Annotated in this window: 17 protein-coding genes; 3 read left to right on the plus strand and 14 right to left on the minus strand. The window is 40.3% G+C overall.

Annotation, left to right across the window (positions count from 1 at the left end; genetic code table 11):
• Positions 1–151: 151 nt before the first annotated feature.
• The 3 genes from CWB66_RS19300 to CWB66_RS19310 all read left to right on the plus strand — a co-directional run bounded on the left by CWB66_RS19300 (position 152) and on the right by CWB66_RS19310 (position 3,223).
• Positions 152–646 (plus strand): gamma-glutamylcyclotransferase family protein, encoded by a 495-nt coding sequence (locus tag CWB66_RS19300; protein WP_138586627.1) that lies wholly within the window; start codon positions 152–154, stop codon positions 644–646.
• A gap of 14 nt (positions 647–660) precedes the next feature.
• On the plus strand, positions 661–2,202 hold the full coding sequence (locus tag CWB66_RS19305) for a serine hydrolase (protein WP_138586628.1): 1,542 nt from the start codon (positions 661–663) through the stop codon (positions 2,200–2,202).
• A gap of 103 nt (positions 2,203–2,305) precedes the next feature.
• Complete coding sequence (locus tag CWB66_RS19310) at positions 2,306–3,223, plus strand: histone deacetylase family protein (protein WP_138586629.1); 918 nt, start codon at positions 2,306–2,308, stop codon at positions 3,221–3,223.
• Positions 3,224–3,235: 12 nt separating this feature from the next.
• Here the strand turns inward: CWB66_RS19310 and CWB66_RS19315 are convergent, their stop codons facing one another.
• The 14 genes from CWB66_RS19315 to rsmD form a co-directional block, all read right to left on the minus strand.
• Positions 3,236–3,529, minus strand: a complete 294-nt coding sequence (locus tag CWB66_RS19315; protein ID WP_138586630.1) for a DUF4144 family protein — start codon at positions 3,527–3,529, stop codon at positions 3,236–3,238.
• Entirely contained in the window at positions 3,530–4,339 is an 810-nt protein-coding gene (locus CWB66_RS19320; RefSeq protein WP_077536867.1) for a DUF2797 domain-containing protein, read from the minus strand.
• 22 nt (positions 4,340–4,361) lie between these two features.
• Entirely contained in the window at positions 4,362–6,902 is a 2,541-nt protein-coding gene (locus tag CWB66_RS19325) for an EAL domain-containing protein (RefSeq protein WP_138586631.1), read from the minus strand.
• Between the two features lie 115 nt (positions 6,903–7,017).
• On the minus strand, positions 7,018–8,301 hold the full coding sequence (purD, locus tag CWB66_RS19330) for a phosphoribosylamine--glycine ligase (protein WP_077536869.1): 1,284 nt from the start codon (positions 8,299–8,301) through the stop codon (positions 7,018–7,020).
• Positions 8,302–8,316: 15 nt separating this feature from the next.
• A complete protein-coding gene (locus CWB66_RS19335) occupies positions 8,317–9,138 on the minus strand; it encodes a class I SAM-dependent methyltransferase (protein ID WP_077536870.1) in 822 nt (273 codons plus the stop codon).
• A 106-nt stretch (positions 9,139–9,244) separates the two neighbouring features.
• Complete coding sequence (gene purH, locus CWB66_RS19340; RefSeq protein WP_138586632.1) at positions 9,245–10,831, minus strand: bifunctional phosphoribosylaminoimidazolecarboxamide formyltransferase/IMP cyclohydrolase; 1,587 nt, start codon at positions 10,829–10,831, stop codon at positions 9,245–9,247.
• A 191-nt stretch (positions 10,832–11,022) separates the two neighbouring features.
• On the minus strand, positions 11,023–11,313 hold the full coding sequence (fis, locus tag CWB66_RS19345) for a DNA-binding transcriptional regulator Fis (protein WP_002957804.1): 291 nt from the start codon (positions 11,311–11,313) through the stop codon (positions 11,023–11,025).
• A 19-nt stretch (positions 11,314–11,332) separates the two neighbouring features.
• Positions 11,333–12,304 (minus strand): tRNA dihydrouridine synthase DusB, encoded by a 972-nt coding sequence (dusB, locus tag CWB66_RS19350; protein ID WP_171037543.1) that lies wholly within the window; start codon positions 12,302–12,304, stop codon positions 11,333–11,335.
• 281 nt (positions 12,305–12,585) lie between these two features.
• The gene (gene prmA / locus CWB66_RS19355) at positions 12,586–13,467 is read right to left on the minus strand and encodes a 50S ribosomal protein L11 methyltransferase (protein WP_138586633.1); all 882 of its coding nucleotides are present in this window, start codon (positions 13,465–13,467) and stop codon (positions 12,586–12,588) included.
• A gap of 67 nt (positions 13,468–13,534) precedes the next feature.
• Entirely contained in the window at positions 13,535–15,382 is a 1,848-nt protein-coding gene (rpoD, locus tag CWB66_RS19360) for an RNA polymerase sigma factor RpoD (protein ID WP_077536874.1), read from the minus strand.
• A 124-nt stretch (positions 15,383–15,506) separates the two neighbouring features.
• Positions 15,507–17,258, minus strand: coding sequence for a DNA primase (gene dnaG / locus CWB66_RS19365; protein ID WP_138586634.1), 1,752 nt, complete (start codon positions 17,256–17,258; stop codon positions 15,507–15,509).
• A 243-nt stretch (positions 17,259–17,501) separates the two neighbouring features.
• A complete protein-coding gene (locus tag CWB66_RS19370; RefSeq protein WP_077536876.1) occupies positions 17,502–17,948 on the minus strand; it encodes a GatB/YqeY domain-containing protein in 447 nt (148 codons plus the stop codon).
• A 19-nt stretch (positions 17,949–17,967) separates the two neighbouring features.
• On the minus strand, positions 17,968–18,183 hold the full coding sequence (rpsU, locus tag CWB66_RS19375) for a 30S ribosomal protein S21 (RefSeq protein WP_002957797.1): 216 nt from the start codon (positions 18,181–18,183) through the stop codon (positions 17,968–17,970).
• 145 nt (positions 18,184–18,328) lie between these two features.
• Complete coding sequence (rsmD, locus tag CWB66_RS19380; RefSeq protein ID WP_138586635.1) at positions 18,329–18,934, minus strand: 16S rRNA (guanine(966)-N(2))-methyltransferase RsmD; 606 nt, start codon at positions 18,932–18,934, stop codon at positions 18,329–18,331.
• Positions 18,935–19,314 lie beyond the last annotated feature (380 nt).

The raw sequence follows: 19,314 nt of genomic DNA on the forward strand, positions 1-19,314 counted from the left end.
ATTTTCAGTGAAAACAAGGCGAATTTACGCGTCAATAGCGGGCCTATTGTAAGTAAATTCAACATAGTTAGCGCTGAAAATAGCTGCTTGAGATAGATTTATTATCCAGAGTTCAGGTTATTTAACTTATTTAAAAAGCGCAGGAGATAACATGCCGCTCTATAATTTTTCGTTTGGCTCTAATATGTCATCTAATCGTTTATTAGCGCGTTTACCTAATGCTAAACGAGTTGGAACAGCGGTTCTTAAAGGATATGAACTTACGTTTGACATGTTATTTAAAGATGGCTCAGGTAAGTGCAGTATTTGCCCAAGCGCTAAAAAAGATGAACTAGTTTATGGTGTTATTTATGAGATTAGTGATGCCGAAAAAATCATTTTAGATGGCATTGAAGGCGCCGGCTACGACTGCGTAGATATAACCCCAACGCTATTAACAGGTGAAACAATAAACGCACATTGTTATATAGCAAATACGCACGACAGCGATGTGCTCCCATATGACTGGTACATAAAGCATGTTCATCGCGGAGCACTTGAAGCCGGCGTACCAAAAGCATACAGTGATGCTATATTAAATCGTCCACAAAAAAGCGATACCAATCAAGCACGCGCAGCCCTTGAGTTTGCCGTACATCAACAATAATAAATAGGATTGATATGAAATTAACCCAACTAGCCACAATTGCTTTATTAGTAGGCACTGCCTTTAATAGCTCGGCACAAGTAGACACCGACAAAATTGATAACGTGATCAAGGCGTCAATGGCACGTTTTGACGTGCCTGGAATGGCGGTGGCTATCGTTGAAAACGATAAAGTGATATTTGCTAAAGGCTTTGGTGTCGTTAATCTTGAGACCAATAAAAAAGTAAATAAAGACACCTTATTTGGTATTGCTTCAAACACGAAAGCGTTTACTTCCGCTGCACTGGCTAAGCTGGTTGATGAAGGTAAATTAAGTTGGGACGACCGCGTTATTGACCGCTTACCAGAATTTAGGTTGTACGACTCATATGTAACACGCGAAATGCGTATTCGTGATTTATTAAGCCATCGCAGTGGGCTCGGGCTTGGGCAAGGCGATTTAATGATTTGGCCAAGCACGGATAAGCCCGTTGATGAAATTTTAGCTGGATTAAAATATTTAAAACCTGCGAGCAGCTTTCGTAGTAAATATGCTTATAACAATTTGATGTTTGTTACCGCAGGCGAAGTGGTTGCACGTGTATCGGGTATGAGCTGGAACGATTACATCGAAAAAAACATTTTACAGCCACTGCATATGGATAATTCACGCGCCGGCTTTTCACGTATTCCAAAAAGTAACACTAACTGGGCAACAGGCCATATTCCTATGGATGGCATGCTTCATCCATTTTTTGTGAACTACCTTGAGGACTTTAGAGGCGCAGGCGCAATTGCATCAAGCGTAAGCGACATGAGCCAATGGCTTCGTACGCAATTAGCAGGCGGTAAAATGCCAAATGGCGAGCAGCTCTTTAGTGAGCAACAGCAAACGCAAATGTGGCATCCACATATTACGTCTATTGCATCTAAAAGTGCGTTTGAATCATATCATCAGCAATTTAGAGGCTATGGGTTAGGTTGGAGTATTGAAGACTACCATGGCTTTAAAAAGTTAGGTCACGGTGGTGGTATTTTAGGAATGGTATCGCAAGTAACTCTGCTACCAGGGAAAAAGCTCGGTATTGTTATTTTATCTAACCAACAAGCTTTTAGCGCGCTTTCGGCGGTTACACACGAAGTGCTAGAAGATGCACTTAACCTTGAAGATAAAGATTGGGTTGAAGAGTTAGCTAAAAAACACTTTGAAGGAAAACAAAAAGCGTATGCTAATGCATCCCCAGAAGCGCCCGCTGATTATCAGCCACAATTACCAAATATTAATTACACGGGAACATTACATGATGATTGGTATGGCGACGTCATTGTTGAGCAGCTTGACAGTAAATTACGTATTGATTTTACGCATACTAAGCGCTTAAAAGGCACGCTTGAGCATTACACGGGCAATACATTTATTGTTAAATGGGACGAAAAATTGCTAGAAGCTGATGCGTTCATAACTTTTGATATGGACACAAAAAATAGAGTTAACGGCGCTAAAATGCGCGCAGTATCAACACAAGTAACCGACTTTAGCTTTGACTTTAGAAACCTACAGCTAAAAGCAAAGTAGCTAATAGCTTTGATATTTAAAATGTTGATATAAACCAAAGTCGCAAAGCCACTCGTCGGTGGCTTTGCTATATTAAGTTTTTACACCTCGTAAGGGACTTTTTATGCGTACCGCTGTTATTTCTCATCCTCATTGCCGTAAGCATAAAATGATAGACGACCACCCCGAGTGCCCTGAGCGTCTAGATGCCATAACCGACCGATTACTTGCCAGTGGCGTAGATGTCGGCTTAACGCATTTGCAAGCTCCTAAAGCAGCGCGAGAGCATTATTTACTTGCCCATGACGAAGCTTTAGTTAAACACGTAGAAACCACACTCCCAACCGAGGGGCTCGCTAATTTAGATGGCGATACTTGGTTATGCCCCGATTCGTTTAAAGCAATTGAGCGTGCAGTAGGTGCAGGGGTGTTAGCGGTTGATGAAATACTTGCAGATAAGCTAGATGCCGCTTTTTGCTCAGTGCGCCCACCGGGTCATCATGCTAATAGAGAGTCATCCTCAGGATTTTGTGTGTTTAATAACTTAGCTATTGCCGTTAAGTATGCACAAAGCAAAGGAGTTAAGCGCATTGCGATTGCTGATTTTGATGTACACCACGGTAATGGCACACAAGATATTTTTATCGATGATGGAAATGTGTTGCTTTGTTCGTTATTTCAGCATCCTTTTTACCCTAATACGGCAGTAAAAAATAATAGTCACATAGTTAATTCACCGCTGCCAATAGCCAGTAATGGCGACGACTTAAAAGACGTGTTTACTCAGCAATGGCTGCCAAAATTAAAGGAGTTTAAACCCGAATTACTTTTTATCAGCGCAGGGTTTGATGCCCACTTAGAAGACGACATGGCAAGCCTAAAGTTTGTTGAAGATGACTACATTTGGCTTACCGAGCAATTATGTAAAGTAACAAGAGAAAGTGGCTGCAAAGGGGTTATATCGTATTTAGAAGGTGGCTATGCGCTATCAGCGTTGGGTAGAAGTGCTGTAGCGCATATAAAAGTGCTTACTGAGATTTAATTGTGCCGCGTTTTATAGCTCAAGTAAGTTAAATGCCTGCTCAACGGTCAGGGTCGTTATTTTACTTAAACAACAATGCCCTTCATTTAATAAGTAACTTGTTGTGATTACAGCAAGTTGCTCTGCGCTTAACGACTCTCGCGGTGTATTGTCTAAAGTGCAGTACTCACCACATTTATTAAGTATAACCACATCAGCTAAATCGTTTGTTGTAACGCTGTGCAAGTGCTCTTCACGCTCTTTTTGTGTGTGCGCTATTTCAAGCTCATTATAAACAATAAGCAACTGTGGAAATTGATTAAGCATTTAGCCTACCGTTACTTCGTAAGACGTAAATTTACGAATGTTAATAACGCCTTTTTCGAAAATTAAGTACTGGCCTTTAATACCCTGTAATACACCACTTACAACGGGGTCTTTATCAAAGTTAAATGAGCTGATTTTTGTTGGGTATTCGGTGACTGGAAAGCCTAAATTAACCACATCTTCATCTAATTGCTCTATTGCTGTTGCACCAAATAACTCGCTTAACTCGTTGAGTTTTTCGCTAATTTGTGGAATTAACTCAGCCGCTGCTGCTTTTAAATCAAGTGCTTCGTTTTGGCCTTTTAACATATTGCGCCAATTGGTTTTATCAGCAATAAATTCAGCCAGTGCTACTTCAACTAAGCCTGATTGCAGGCGAGTTTGTACTTTGAAAATAGGCAATGCTTGAGTTGCACCTTGATCAACCCAGCGGGTAGGTATTTGTGTATGACGAGTAATACCGACTTTGAGTCCTGAGGTATTGGCAAGATATACATAGTGCGGGATCATGCAGTTTTCTTCGCCCCACTGTGGCTCTCGGCACGTACCTTGATCGTAATGACAGGTTTCTGGTTTCATTATGCACATATCGCAGCTAGCGAGTTTGCGCATACAGACAAAACAGTGACCTTGAGAATAGCTTTTTTTAGTTTTTTTACCGCAGCTAGAACACAAAATAGTGCCGCTAAAGGTAAGTGTAAGCTCTTTGCCTATTAGTGCGTTTAAGTCTACTAAGTGCTCACCTACGGGTAAGTGGTACTGTACTGGATCGGTTAAGCTCGATTTTAATTTACGCAGTGTGCCTTGCATCTTTACTTGGCCCCTAAAGATGTTAAAAAGAGGAGTCTAACATTTTTAAGCTATATTGGCTTTTTAAGAAATGTAAATAATCGGTGTAAGGCAGTGCTTTGGCATATAAATAACCTTGAGCGTAGTTAGCGTTCATGTCTTTAAGTAGATGATGAATTTCTTGGGTTTCAACGCCTTCTATAGTGATTGATAAACCCAAGTTGTGCGCCATATCAATGGCTGTTTGTACAATAACCTGATGAGTTGGGTTGTTAGGTAGATCAAAAACAAATGATTTATCTATTTTTAGTTCACTAAAGTGATAATTAATTAAATAACTCAACGACGCGTAACCCGTACCAAAGTCATCTAAAACCACTTTAATACCCAATGCGCCTAGGTCATCAACCAATTTAATGAGGGCATCTTGACTATCTACAAAAGCTGATTCGGTCAGCTCAAATTTAAGTAAACGTGCAGGTATTTGATATTTAATTAAAATGTTTTCTACTTTTTCAGCTAAATTATTGATAGCTAAATTTTTAGCGCTTAGGTTTACGCTTATGGTGTGCTCAGGGTAGCCATTTTTTGTAAGCCCAACAATATCTCTACAAGCCTGCTCGATAACCCATAAAGTTAACTCGTTAATAATCCCAGTGTGTTCGGCAAGAGTAATTAGCTCTTCTATAGATAAACTGCTAAATGCAGGATCGGGCCAGCGTAATAAAGCTTCAGCACCACTTACTTGGTTATCAAATAAGTTAACTTGTGGCTGGTAGTACAGTGCGAGTTGATTATTATTTATTGCTTGTTGCAATTTAGCCGCTAAAGATACATCCATCATGAGGTTACTGCCGTTTGAGGATGAACCTATCTGATTTAGGCTGTTTTTGGCGTTTTTAAGTGCCAAATAACCACGCTTTAACCAATATTCAAAATCGTTATTTTGAGCAGCAGAGCTAATGCCTATACTGTAATTAAGTTGCAGATTAAGCCCTTTAATTTCATATTGCTTAGGCAGATTATTAATTATCTTTATCAGTAGCGCTTCTAAGGTTTCTTGATTTTGTGTTTTAGTTGAAATACAGGCAAATACACCGCTATTCAGATCAGCCAATCGAGGGCTTGTATTTAAATTTGTCTCAAGGATTACAAATTGACGTTCGTGGCTTAATTCGAGTTCAAGCTGTTTCGCTACATGTTTTGCCAGTGCATAACCTTGAGAAGGGGTAATAATGGTATTGAGCGAATTGAAGTGACGTATTTTTATTAAACACAAAGTGGTAGAGCGTTCTTGGCCTTGTAATGCCATAAATGCGTGCTTTAGCTTTGAGCTATTAAGTAGCTTAGTTTGTTGAGTGTGTGTGGCGTGGTAGAGTGCTCGTTCACGTTGATAACGCACTCGATCGGCTAATGCCATTGCCATCAATATCACTTCACATAATATGGCGACTAAAAAAGCATGGCGTGTAGTAAAGCTATAAGATAAAAGTCCAGTGAGCTCCATTGGCTGTATTGCAGCACCAAATATTAAAGGTATCCACGAAAGTACATAAAACTTAGCCCATCTAAATCCAGTACGTAGTTTTTTATAAATTAAAATAACACAGACAATATAAAGCACGCCCATCACGCAAAAAAAGATGGGTGCTGATATGTTCTCAGGAATGAATAAGCTACTTATTGCTAATATAAACATAGCGTAAAGTAACGATGTACCCATTTTATAACGCCAGCACTTATCTTTGTGGTAGCGTAAAAACATAATGCAAAAAGACAGTGTAAAAAAAGAGATCGCGTAGTTAGTAAATATAACTTTTTCGTGAATAAATAATTGCCACTCTAAAGGCCATAAGTAGAAACCAAAGCCCAGTACTGCTCCCATCATGGTTATTGCACTAATAATATAACCAATATAAATGAGGTAAACACGGTCTTTTATGCCAAAATAAAGAACCAAGTTATAAAGCGCTGCCATAAGCAAAACGCCCACAAAAATCCCCCAAATACCCGTTTGCGAACGCACTAAATCGATAAATTCTTTGTCACGATATAAGTTAACAGGGGTTTTACTTATACCGATAGTGTCTATTTTGAGAACCAATCGTTGTGATGTTCTACTATCTAACGAAAAACGAATATGCGGTACGCTGTATTGAAATAATGAAAGTGACTCTTCCTTATCGCCAAGCCTGAAAGTGTTAATAATTTCATTGTTTTTTGTTAGGTGATATATAGTGAGGTGATCGACCATAGGGTTATCAAAATGAGCAACTATATTTTCTTTTTTTAAGCTCTTATTTTCTAAATCAAGAAATAGCCAATAATTTTGCTGTGCAAAGCTCCAAGGTATTTCAGAGAATGAATCATGAATAAGAAGATTTGGTTGGCTCACTATATCGTTAAGTGTAAGTGTTTTTTTCTCATCAATGTAATACGCATAATCGAGGTACACCGGTGCCGTTTTATCAATTGTATATCGAGTAGGCATTACAAGGTTTGATGTCAATGTACTGATAATAAAAAATATAAATATCAGAATGGCAACAGCAATTGCATTGTAGCGTAAAGTTCTTAGTTCCAATATTTGCGCACTTTTAAAGACCTTTTAAATAGTGTAGCACTAAAAAAGCGCAGGTAAGCTGCGCTTTTTTAGTTTAATTAACTCATTACACCAATAAGTTTTACTCGTGGGAAGCCTATTGCTCGCGGGCAATGGCACGGTAAGCAATATCTGTACGATATTCCATACCATCCCAGCTAATTTGTTTAACAAGCTCATAGGCGCGCTGCTGCGCTTCAGTAACTGTATTACCGAGTGCTGTTGCGCATAATACGCGACCGCCTGCGGTTACAACGTCACTGCCATTTTGCTTAGTACCGGCATGAAATACTTTTTCGCCTGCGGGGTAATCAACTTGCAGCCCCGAAATAACATCACCTTTTGGGTAATCACTAGGATAACCTTTAGCGGCAAGTACGACACCAACGGCTGCGCGTGAGTCAAACTCAATCGTTGTTTTATCAAGTTCTACACGGTTAGCTGCTTCAATCAATTCAACAAGATCTGACTGCAAACGTAGCATCATTGGTTGAGTTTCAGGGTCGCCGAAGCGACAATTGTACTCAATTACTTTAGGGGTGCCTGTTTCGTCAATCATCAAACCTGCGTATAAAAAACCTGTGTACGGATGGCCTTCGCTTGCCATGCCTTCTACTGTAGGGGTGATCACTTCGTTCATAATACGCTGGTGGATTTCATCAGTAACAACAGGCGCAGGTGAGTATGCACCCATGCCACCCGTATTAGGACCCGCATCGCCATTGTAAGCACGTTTATGGTCCTGACTGGTAGCAAAGGGTAATACGTTTTTGCCGTCAACCATAACTATGAAAGAGGCTTCTTCACCGTCTAAAAATTCTTCAATAACAACACGGCTTCCCGCATCACCAAACGCATTACCCGCAAGCATATCGCGAATAGCGTCTTCAGCTTCACGCTCGTCCATGGCTACAATTACGCCTTTACCCGCAGCCAAACCATCTGCTTTTACAACTATTGGCGCGCCTTTTTCTTTTAAATAAGCAAGGGCAGGGTCAATTTGTTCAAACGTTTGATAGTCGCCTGTCGGGATTTTATGACGTGCTAAAAAGTCTTTAGTAAACGATTTAGAGCCTTCGAGCTGAGCAGCGCCCGCAGTAGGGCCAAAAATAGCCATGTTATGTTCACGAAACTTATCAACAACACCCAGTACTAACGGTATTTCTGGACCTACAATTGTAAGCTCTACTTTATTTTGCTGTGCAAAACTAAGTAAACCCTCTAAGTCGTCAACGTTGATTGCTACGTTTTCAAGTTTAGGTTCAAGTGCGGTGCCTGCATTACCAGGTGCTACAAATACAGTGTTTACTTTGGTGTTTTGAGCGGCTTTGAACGCAAGCGCGTGTTCGCGGCCGCCGCTGCCAATGACTAAAACATTCATGGCGAAAATTCCTATTTAAAGCGGTTTCTTAAATTTCAGCGTCATGCGGTCGCTTTCACCAATGGCTTTATATTTATCAGCATCTTGTTCGCCGAGTCTTAAGCTTGGTGGTAGCGTCCATACCCCTTTAGGGTGATCGGCTGTATCTTTTGGATTTGCATTTATTTCACTGCTTGCTACTAATTCAAACCCTGCTTGTTTTGCAAGCTCTACTACGTAGCTCTGCTTCATATAACCTGACGTTTTTTGATCTTCGTCAGCGCGCTCTTCAGCTAAACGGTGCTCAACTAAACCTAATGTGCCACCTGGTTTAAGGGCTTTATAAAAAGCTTGGAATGCACTTAATGCTCCGCTTTTATCTTTGCCCATGTACCAGTTATGAACATTACGGAATGTTAAAACCATATCGGCGCTGCCAGCTGGCGCAATATCTAAATGTGTTACAGGTGCAAACTCGGTAATTTTAACGTTACTAAAGCGCTCATCGTCAGCTACTTTTTGTTTAAAGCCTGCAAGAGAGCGTTGGTAGTAGCCAACTGATGAATCAGCAGGAAAATGCGCAGCATAATAAGTGCCTTGCTCTTTTAGTGCTGGCGCTAAAATTTCACTATACCAACCACCGCCAGGTGCAATTTCAACAACGGTCATGGTTGGTTTAAAACCAAAAAATGCCAGTGTTTGAGCTGGGTGGCGATATTCGTCACGAGCACTGTTTTTAGTACTGCGCTCACTTGATTTTAGTGAGTGCTCAAGGCTCGATTCGTGGTCATGGCTAAGTGCCATAGTCGATGTCATAGTTAGTGTGGCTACAAGTAGCGATTTTAGCGCAAATTTCATCATCTGTTCCTTCACATTATAATTTTAAATAGGTTATTGAATAGTCAGAATACGTGAATTTATAGCAAACAAAAAGGGCTAAACCAACGTTTAACCCTTTGTGTGATTAGTGGCGGAAATGGCGCATACCAGTAAGTACCATTGCCATACCAGCTTCATCTGCGGCAGCAATTACTTCTTCATCGCGCATTGAGCCACCAGGCTGAATTACCGCAGTAATACCAGCGGCTGCTGCTGCGTCAATTCCATCACGGAATGGGAAGAACGCGTCAGACGCCATAACTGAACCTTTAACTTCAAGGTTTTCATCAGCGGCTTTAATGCCTGCAATTTTAGCTGAGTATACGCGGCTCATTTGGCCTGCACCTACACCAATAGTCATGCCGTCACGGGCATAAACAATCGCGTTTGATTTAACAAACTTAGCGACTTTCCAGCAAAACAGTAAATCTTTAAGTTCTTGCTCTGTAGGCTGGCGCTTAGAAACAACTTTTAAGTCGCCTTGCGTTACCATGCCTAAATCGCGATCTTGAACTAAAATGCCGCCGTTAACACGTTTAATATCTTGGCCTGCGGCTTTACCTGTCCACTGTCCACATTCTAATAAGCGAACGTTCTTTTTAGCTTCAACAATTTTTGCAGCGTCGCTCGAAATACTAGGTGCAATAATTACTTCAACAAACTGACGATCAACAATTGCTTGTGCAGTTGCTGCATCTAGCTCTCGGTTAAAGGCAATAATGCCACCAAATGCTGATGTAGGGTCTGTTTTAAAAGCGCGCTCGTATGCTTGTAGAATATTGCTCCCAATTGAAACACCACACGGGTTAGCATGTTTTACAATTACGCACGCAGGTACGTCAAATTCTTTAACACATTCAAGTGCAGCATCGGTATCTGCAATATTGTTAAACGAGAGGGCTTTACCTTGCAATTGAGTGGCTGTTGCAACTGATGCTTCAGCAATGTCATTTTCAACATAGAAAGCAGCATCTTGATGTGAGTTTTCACCGTAACGCATATCTTGCTTTTTAGTGAACTGCATATTGATAGTACGTGGGAATTTAGTCTCTACAGCAGCTTCCTCGGTGTAATCAGGAACCATTTTACCAAAGTAGTTAGCAATCATGCCATCGTATTGAGCTGTGTGCTCGTATGCGGCAATCGCTAAATCAAAACGGGTCTTATACGTAGTAGAACCATTGTTGTTTTGCATTTCACTAATAACACGGTCGTAGTCGCTCGCGTTTACCACAATTGTTACATCTTTGTGGTTTTTAGCGGCTGCACGAACCATTGTAGGGCCGCCAATATCAATATTTTCAATGGCATCTTCAAGGCTGCAGTTTTCTTGAGCGACAGTATTCGCAAAGGGGTATAAGTTAACTACAACTATGTCGATAGCAGAAATGTTGTTCTCTGCCATTACGCTTTCATCTTGTCCGCGACGGGCTAATATGCCGCCGTGAATTTTAGGGTGAAGAGTTTTTACGCGACCATCCATGATTTCTGGGTGGCCTGTGTGATCTGACACTTCAGTCACTTTTATGTCGTTATCAGCAAGTAGTTTGCATGTGCCGCCAGTTGACAATATATCAACGCCTTGCGCTTCTAGTGCGCGGGCAAATTCAACAATACCGGTTTTATCAGACACACTTAATAGTGCGCGACGAATGGGACGATGAGTATCCATTGTAGTTTGATTTCCTCAGTTAATGAGCTAGCTTAGAAGCGGGCATTTTAACTGATTACTACTCAAAAAACGACTTATAAAGGCTTAATAAGCGTGAGCATTTTGCAATTTGGTTAATAAGTTGTAGGCATAAAAAAAGCACCCTAAGGTGCTTTTTTAATAATTAGCTGTGGTAAATCACAGCCAGCATATTAGTTCATGCCGTATTTTTTTAGCTTTTTACGTAAAGTACCACGGTTGATACCTAGTAAAATTGCTGCACGTGTTTGATTACCACGTGTGTATGTCATTACTTCTTCAAGTAATGGCGCTTCTAGCTCTGAAAGAACAAGGTCGTAAACGTCTTGCACATCTTGACCGTTAAGCTGTTTTAAATAGTGGTGAACAGCTTTTTTTACTGCATCACGCAATGGCTGCGGTTTCTCGTGTGACTGAACATGAGGGTTAGTGATAAATGGAGAAGTCACGTTTTGTTCGAACATTATTAAGTCTCTTTCTTTCTTAGTTAGCTGCTAGTGTTTTAAAGTATTGCTCTAATGCGACGACCTGTGCCTGTGGGTTGTCGAGCGCATTAAATACTCGCCTAAACTGACCATCACTGTCATGGGTTTGCAAATACCAAGATACATGTTTGCGAGCAATTCGCGCGCCCATTGGTTCACCGTAAAACATATGGAGGTTTGTTAAATGCTCCATTAAAATGCTGCGTACCTCTGCAATAGCAGGTGGCTGCATATGTTCACCAGTTCGCAAATAGTGGTCTATCTCCCTAAATATCCAAGGGCGACCTTGGGCGGCCCGACCAATCATAATGGCATCTGCACCCGTATAGTCTAAAACCTGCTTTGCTTTTTCAGGTGATGTAATATCACCATTGGCAACAACAGGGATCGACACTGAACGTTTTATATCCCTAATCGTGGCGTACTCAGCATCACCTTTATACATACATGCGCGCGTACGCCCATGTACAGCAAGTGATGCAATGCCATAACGTTCAGCTATTCTCGCAATCTCTACACCATTACGGTTATCCGGATCCCATCCTGTACGGATTTTAAGTGTCACAGGTATATCAACAGCATTAACGACTGCATCAATAATCTCTTCCACAAGTTCAGGAAACTGTAATAAGGCAGAGCCTGCGAGTTTCTTGTTCACTTTTTTTGCTGGGCACCCCATATTGATATCTATGATCTGTGCACCGTTAGCAACATTGAATTGTGCGGCCTGCGCCATAAGCTCAGGATCTGCTCCTGCAATTTGCACAGCACGTATACCCGATTCACCGCTGTGATCCATACGGTTCATCGACTTTTCTGTTTTCCAAACCCTAGGATTAGACGATAACATTTCAGACACAGCAAGCCCAGCGCCTAAGCGACGACAAAGTTGTCTAAATGGTCTGTCTGTAATGCCCGCCATTGGCGCAACAATTACATTATTCTCAAGTTGGTATTTACCGATACGCACTATATTCAATAGGCCTCTTTTCAAGGGGCGCTAAGTTTACGGTTTTTTTAGCAAAAATCAAAGGCTATAAATTGAACAAAAGTGACTTTTTTTTGCACTTTTCGTATTGACATTTGATAACCGTCTGACGAAGCGGTTTATTTGTGTGAAATTTAAGCTGATTTTGTTTTTACTATAAAATAGGTTTGTTTTTTATTATGTAAAAAAATAGTAAAGCCTGTTAAATACAGGCTTTACATGAGCATTTTGAGTTAATACTCTAAATTGATGTTTTAAGTGAATTACACTTTTTTGGTACCACTGACGCGTGTCCAGTCACCTTCAACAGCAATATTATCAAGTTCAATAAAAGGCGCGTAAATATCAGCAACTGATTGTGCTTGCTCTTCTAAAATGCCTGACATGGCAATTTTTCCGCCTGGCTTTAATAAGCCTAAAATGACACTGTGTAATTCTCGTAGCGGCTGCGCTAATATATTTGCCACAACAATGTCGGCGCTAAATTCCGGCTGGTTTTCAGGAAGGTATACTTCAAGTTTGTCAGCCACACCATTACGGTTAGCATTATCTAGGCTTGCTTCGAGTGCTTGAGGGTCAATATCTATCCCAATCATGCGCTCTGCGCCTAGTTTTATAGCTGCTATACCTAAAATGCCTGAGCCACAACCAAAATCAACAACTGTTTTACCTGTTAGATCTTGGCTTTCTAACCATTTGAGGCACAGCGCTGTTGTTGCATGTGTACCCGTGCCAAAAGCAAGGCCAGGGTCAAGCAGTACATTTACCGCAGTAGGGTCTGGAATATCGCGCCAGCTTGGACAAATCCATAGCCTTTCACCAAATTGAATAGGGTGGAAGTTATCCATCCATTCACGTTCCCAGTCTTTATCCTCAAGCTGCTCAATTTTATAAACTAAATTGTCTTTCAGCTCGTCATGACGTTTTAATAACGCAACGACTGCGTTCATATCGTGATTAGCTTCGAACAAGCCAATGACTGTGGTATCAGCCCAAAATACAACAGTGCCAATTTTTGGTTCGTAAATAGGGGTGTCTTTTGCGTCAATAAAGGTTACTGAAGCGCTACCTGCTTCCATTAATAGGTCGCTTACGGCATCAGCTGTTGCAGCATTGGCACTAATACGAATTTGGATCCAAGCCATGGTTATTTCCTTCAAATAGAAAAAAGGCCGCTATAGCGGCCTTTTTAGTTTATATAGTAGCGCTAAATTATTTAGCGTCTAAAAAGCTTTTCAGTAAATCAGAGCGAGAAGGGTGGCGTAATTTACGCAGTGCTTTCGCTTCTATTTGACGAATACGTTCACGCGTAACGTCAAACTGTTTACCTACTTCTTCTAAGGTGTGGTCGGTATTCATATCAATACCAAAACGCATACGTAGCACTTTAGCTTCACGAGCTGTTAGGCCTGCAAGTACATCGTTAGTTGCGCCACGAAGCGACTCCATTGTTGCCGAATCGATTGGCGAATCAATAGTTGTATCTTCGATGAAGTCACCTAAGTGAGAATCTTCATCATCACCGATTGGTGTTTCCATTGAAATTGGCTCTTTAGCAATCTTAAGTACCTTACGGATTTTGTCCTCAGGCATCATCATGCGTTCTGCTAATTCTTCTGGATTTGGCTCACGACCCATTTCTTGTAACATTTGACGAGAGATACGGTTAAGTTTATTAATCGTTTCAATCATATGTACCGGAATACGGATTGTTCTTGCTTGGTCAGCAATAGAGCGAGTAATTGCTTGACGTATCCACCACGTAGCATAAGTTGAAAACTTATAACCACGGCGATATTCAAACTTATCAACCGCTTTCATCAGACCAATGTTACCTTCTTGGATTAAATCCAAGAACTGTAAGCCACGGTTTGTATATTTTTTAGCTATTGAGATTACAAGACGTAAGTTAGCTTCAACCATCTCTTTTTTCGCACGGCGGGCTTTCGCTTCACCAATGCTCATTCGACGGTTAATGTCTTTTATGCGCTCAATGCTTAAACCTGTTGTTTGTTCAATAACAGATAATTTATTAATGCTGCGAATGATTTCTGGCTTAACTTCTTCAAGTTTAGCTGAATACTTTTCGTTACCTGAAATTTCTAAATCAACCCAAGAAGCGTCTGTTTCGTTGTTAGCAAAGTGCTTAACGAATGTTTTCTTCGGTAATTTAGCAATTTGTACAGCTTGCTTCATGATAAGGCGTTCTTGAACGCGAACTCTGTCCATCATTTCACGCATGTTATTTACCATGCGATCAAACTGTTTAGGTATTAATTTGAAGGTTCTGAAAAGCTCACCGATTTCAAATATGGCAGCTTGTGATTCAGGATGCGAACGACCTTTAGCTTCAAATGTATCACGTGCTTTATTGTATAGATCACGTAAGTTTTCAAAATGAATGCGCGCTTCTTCAGGATCTGGCCCTGTGTCTACTTCTTCTTCATCTTCATCGTCGCCATCAATATCGTCTTTATCATCTTTATCATCATCAAGCTGTTTAGCGCTTAATTCTGAACCAATGTTAGTTGCTGAAATTGGCGCTTCATCTTCATTAGGATCAATGAAACCGACGATAATATCGCTTAAACGCATTTCTTCGGCTTCAAACTTATCCCACTGTTCAAGTAGATAAGTTATCGCTTCAGGATATTCAGCAACAGAAATTTGTACTTGATTGATACCTTCTTCAATACGTTTAGCGATAACAATTTCGCCCTCACGTGTCAGAAGTTCAACAGTACCCATTTCACGCATATACATGCGCACAGGGTCTGTAGTACGGCCGATTTCTTTTTCTACAGTCGCAAGGGCTGCAGCGGCAGCTTCAGCTGCGTCTTCGTCTGTCGTTGTTTCTTGCATCATTAATTCATCAGCATCAGGCGCGTTTTCGCTAACCTTGATACCCATATCATTAATCATGCTTATGATATCTTCTACTTGATCTGAGTCTATAATGTCTTGTGGAAGGTGATCATTTACTTCTGCAAAAGTTAAGTAGCCTTGCTCTTTACCCTTTTGAATCAGAAGTTTTAATTGTGACTGAGGAGTTGGATCCATAGAGATTGTTTCTTCCACTCTGATAAGTTGATACAACAGGCGCCATCATGTAGTTTGCATTTAAGCCAACTAGAATAATGTGACGCAGTGAATAGCACAGTATAACAGCCTAAATCAAATCTGACTAGCTGTTAGTGGCTTTTAACGCCGTCATTAACAAATGACATTCAAGTCTTTCGTCGCTATTGAGACCTTGTGTCTTGTCCTTTATTAATAAGGTCTCTAGTCGATAATTTAAACACTGATCTTCAATAAATTTAAAAGTATTTTTAAAAACAGTCTCTAAACGCTCTTCATTTATCTCATGTTGCCACATTGTGAGCTTAATTAGTGGCTCATAGTCTTCAGTTCCTCTGAAAAATTCAAGCAGCTGTGCGGTGGTAATGTTTTCTTTTTCTAATGCTTGTTCTTGTAAGCGCAACAGTAGGCCGATACCAGCGATATTCATTTGCGCTAAGTCGGGCAAATAAGGAATACTTTTAGCTAGTTGTGGGTGTTGAATTAAAATTCCAATGGCTTGGCGCATCGGTGTTATTTTAAATTTTCGCTCAATAGAATGCTGCTGCTTAGGTGTTTTTAAGCGATTATTAAGCTGCTCGCGTGTTCGACCAATTAAACGACCGAGTTGTTCAAGAATATTTTCTTGGTAAAACTCACTGGGTATTTTTTCGATGAGTGGCAGTGCAGCGCTCAGTAGTTTTGCTTTACCTGAATCAAGCGTTAAATCTATTTCTTGGCTTAATTTATTAAACAATACTTTAGTGAAGTCATCAGCTTCACTTAAGCGTTGTTCAAACAGTTTTTTACCTTCCTTTTGCACTAAGGAATCAGGGTCTTCACCATCGGGTAAAAAAGCAAAGTTTAAGGCTTTTCCATCATTCAAATAAGGGAGTGCATTTTCAAGTGCTCGCCAAGCAGCATCACGGCCTGCACGGTCGCCATCGTAACAACAAATAACTTTATCCGTTGTTCTAAAAAGGGTGTGCATGTGCTCGCTTGTTGTTGCAGTACCAAGTGCGGCTACAGCGTATTCTATACCTTGCTCAGCAAGCGCCACCACATCCATATAGCCTTCAACAATAAGTACATGGTCTAACTTTTTATGGGCTTGCTTTGCCTCGTATAAACCATATAACTCAAAACCTTTATGAAAAATTCGGGTTTCGGGCGAGTTTAGATATTTAGGGCCTTGGTCTGCTTGCATTACACGACCACCAAACGCAACCACACGTCCGCGTTTATCGCGGATTGGGAACATTAAACGATCGCGAAAAAAATCAAACTGTCTGCCTGGTGTTTTTTCTGAAGCGAGCTTTAGTTCAACCAATTGTTCTTTTTGATCTTTATTGCGACCAAGTTGAAGGCATAAACCATCCCATTCACTAGGGGCGTAACCAATCATAAATTTCTTAACTATTGCACCGCTTAAACCACGGCCTTTAACATAGTCAATTACTGCCGCCGAATTGCTGTGGTGTTTTAATTGATGCTGATAAAAGCGCGCTGTATGGAGCATTAAATCGTAGTCAGAGCGTTTTTGCGCTGCGGTACGTTCTGGCGCTGAATTTGTGCCTTGTTCTCGAGGTACTTCTAAATTAAGCATGCTGGCTATTTCTTCAATAGCATCAACAAATTCAAGTTTTTCGTACTCCATCACAAACGAAATAGCGTTCCCGTTAGCACCACAGCCAAAGCAATGATAAAACTGTTTATCTTGCGATACAGTAAACGATGGGGATTTTTCGTTATGAAATGGGCAACAAGCTTGATAATCCTTACCTGCTTTTTTTAGACCTACTTTTGAGTCTATCAGGTCGACAATATCGGTTCTGGCAAGTAAATCATCTATAAAGTTACGTGGGATCTTTCCAGCCATTAGTAAAATACAGTCCTGAAATAATAAGAAGAATAACGAATATGAAATTTACTTTTTTATACTTGCTTGATGCAAGATATAACATGCTTTAACTTACCAAAATGATAGCTAAATAAATAGGGAAGCTATCAATAATTTCATTTTAAAGTGGTAAAATTGATGCATTTTTATCAAAGCTAAAAACAAAGAAACCGAGCACAAGGCTCGGTTTACTTCAATCATACTATAATGTATGCGGGCGTATTAGGCAGTTAATCGTTGCTTAATTAAACCAGAGATTTTGCCCATATCGGCGCGACCTTCAGCTTTGCTTTTGATTATACCCATTACTTTACCCATGTCTTGCATACCTGCTGCGTTAGTATCAGCAATAGCCGTGTCAATGAGAGCAATTATTTCTTCTTCACTCAATTTTTGAGGTAAAAAAGTTTCAAGCGCTACTATTTCATTGGCTTCAATATCAGCTAAATCATCACGCCCAGCATCTTTGTACTGAGTGTAAGAGTCACGACGTTGTTTAACAAGCTTCACTATAACGGAGGTAATGTCTGCGTCGTCTAGTGTTATTTGCTCGTCAATTTCACGTTGCTTGATTGCAGCAAGTACCATGCGAATAGGGTTAAGACGTTGTTTGTCTTTGGCTCTCATCGCATCTTTTTGCGCATCTTTTAGCGTTATTAAAAGGCTCATTTATACAAGACCTAATATATTAGTATAATTTAACGCGGCGAGCGTTATCACGAGAAAGTTTTTTCATGTGACGCTTAACAGCAGCAGCTTTTTTACGCTTACGCTCAGCTGTTGGTTTTTCATAGTGCTCGCGACGACGAACTTCTGAAAGGATTCCTGCTTTTTCACATGAACGCTTGAAGCGACGAAGTGCTACGTCAAACGGTTCGTTCTCTCTTACTTTAATTACTGGCATTAAAAATTCACCTACCTAAATTATGAGCGTTGCTCAAGTTGATCAAACATTGATCAAGTGGTTCAAAAATGGTGCGGTATTGTAATCCGAAGCAACACCACATGTAAAGGACAATATTAACAGAAACGCATCATGTAAAATAGTTTTAATTTGCTTGGCGCTGATACAACCTACAGAATACTTGTCCAGCTTTCTTTTCTTTAAGTAACAACCAGTTACTAGGCGCTTCAAATGACTTTAAGTCACTTTCTACTTCAACATAAATTAAAGATTTTGAGCTGAGCCATTGATTTTTTTCTAAAAAAGCACAGCTAGTTTGGGCTAAGTTTTTACGAAAAGGGGGATCAACGAAGACAAGATCAAAAGGGTCATTTAGATTTTTTTGTTCCAAAAACGATAATGTGTTTGTGTTTTTTACGTGCGCATTTTGCAATTTCAAAGTCGTTATATTCTGCTCAAGCTGCTTTGCGGCTGATGAATCAAGCTCAATAAAAGTAGCACTTTTAGCAAAGCGGGATAACGCTTCAAACCCTAAGCCGCCGGAGCCGGCAAAGCAATCGAGCACGTTTGTATCTCGTGTATCTTGCATTAACCAATTAAAGACCGTTTCTTTTATGCGGTCTGTGGTCGGGCGAAGACCTTGTACGTCTTTTACTGGGAGCTTTCGACCTCGAAATTGACCACTTATAACTCTAATAAAGCCATCACTTGATGTGTTGGTTTCTTTATTTTTCGCTGTTTTATTTCTCATTTAGCTCACTAAAAAATGGTATCTGGGATCTAGCTCAGATAATATTACAGTAGATTACGTATAGCTTCATTTTTCAACCGCATTAAAAGTGTTACTATTTAACACTTATGTTTTGAACGGTTGTTTGGCTGGCAAATATTGCTGAGCATTTCCAAGCTATTTTCAAATTTTAGTTTATCAGATTTTTATAAGTGGTTATTAGCAAGTATGGCAAAAAAAAGTAAATTCCTGTCTTGGTTAGGTTTTGGTAAGTCAGATGAAAAACAAACAAAAGAAACTAATAACCAACAAACGTTGGCCGAACAACAAGAAACGGAGCGTTTAGAGCAAGCATGTGTTGAAGCTGAAAAAGCAGAGGTTGAGCGTTTAGAGCAAGCACG

The sequence above is a fragment of the Pseudoalteromonas sp. S558 genome (genome assembly GCF_005886635.1).
In the GTDB taxonomy this organism is placed as follows: domain Bacteria; phylum Pseudomonadota; class Gammaproteobacteria; order Enterobacterales; family Alteromonadaceae; genus Pseudoalteromonas; species Pseudoalteromonas aliena.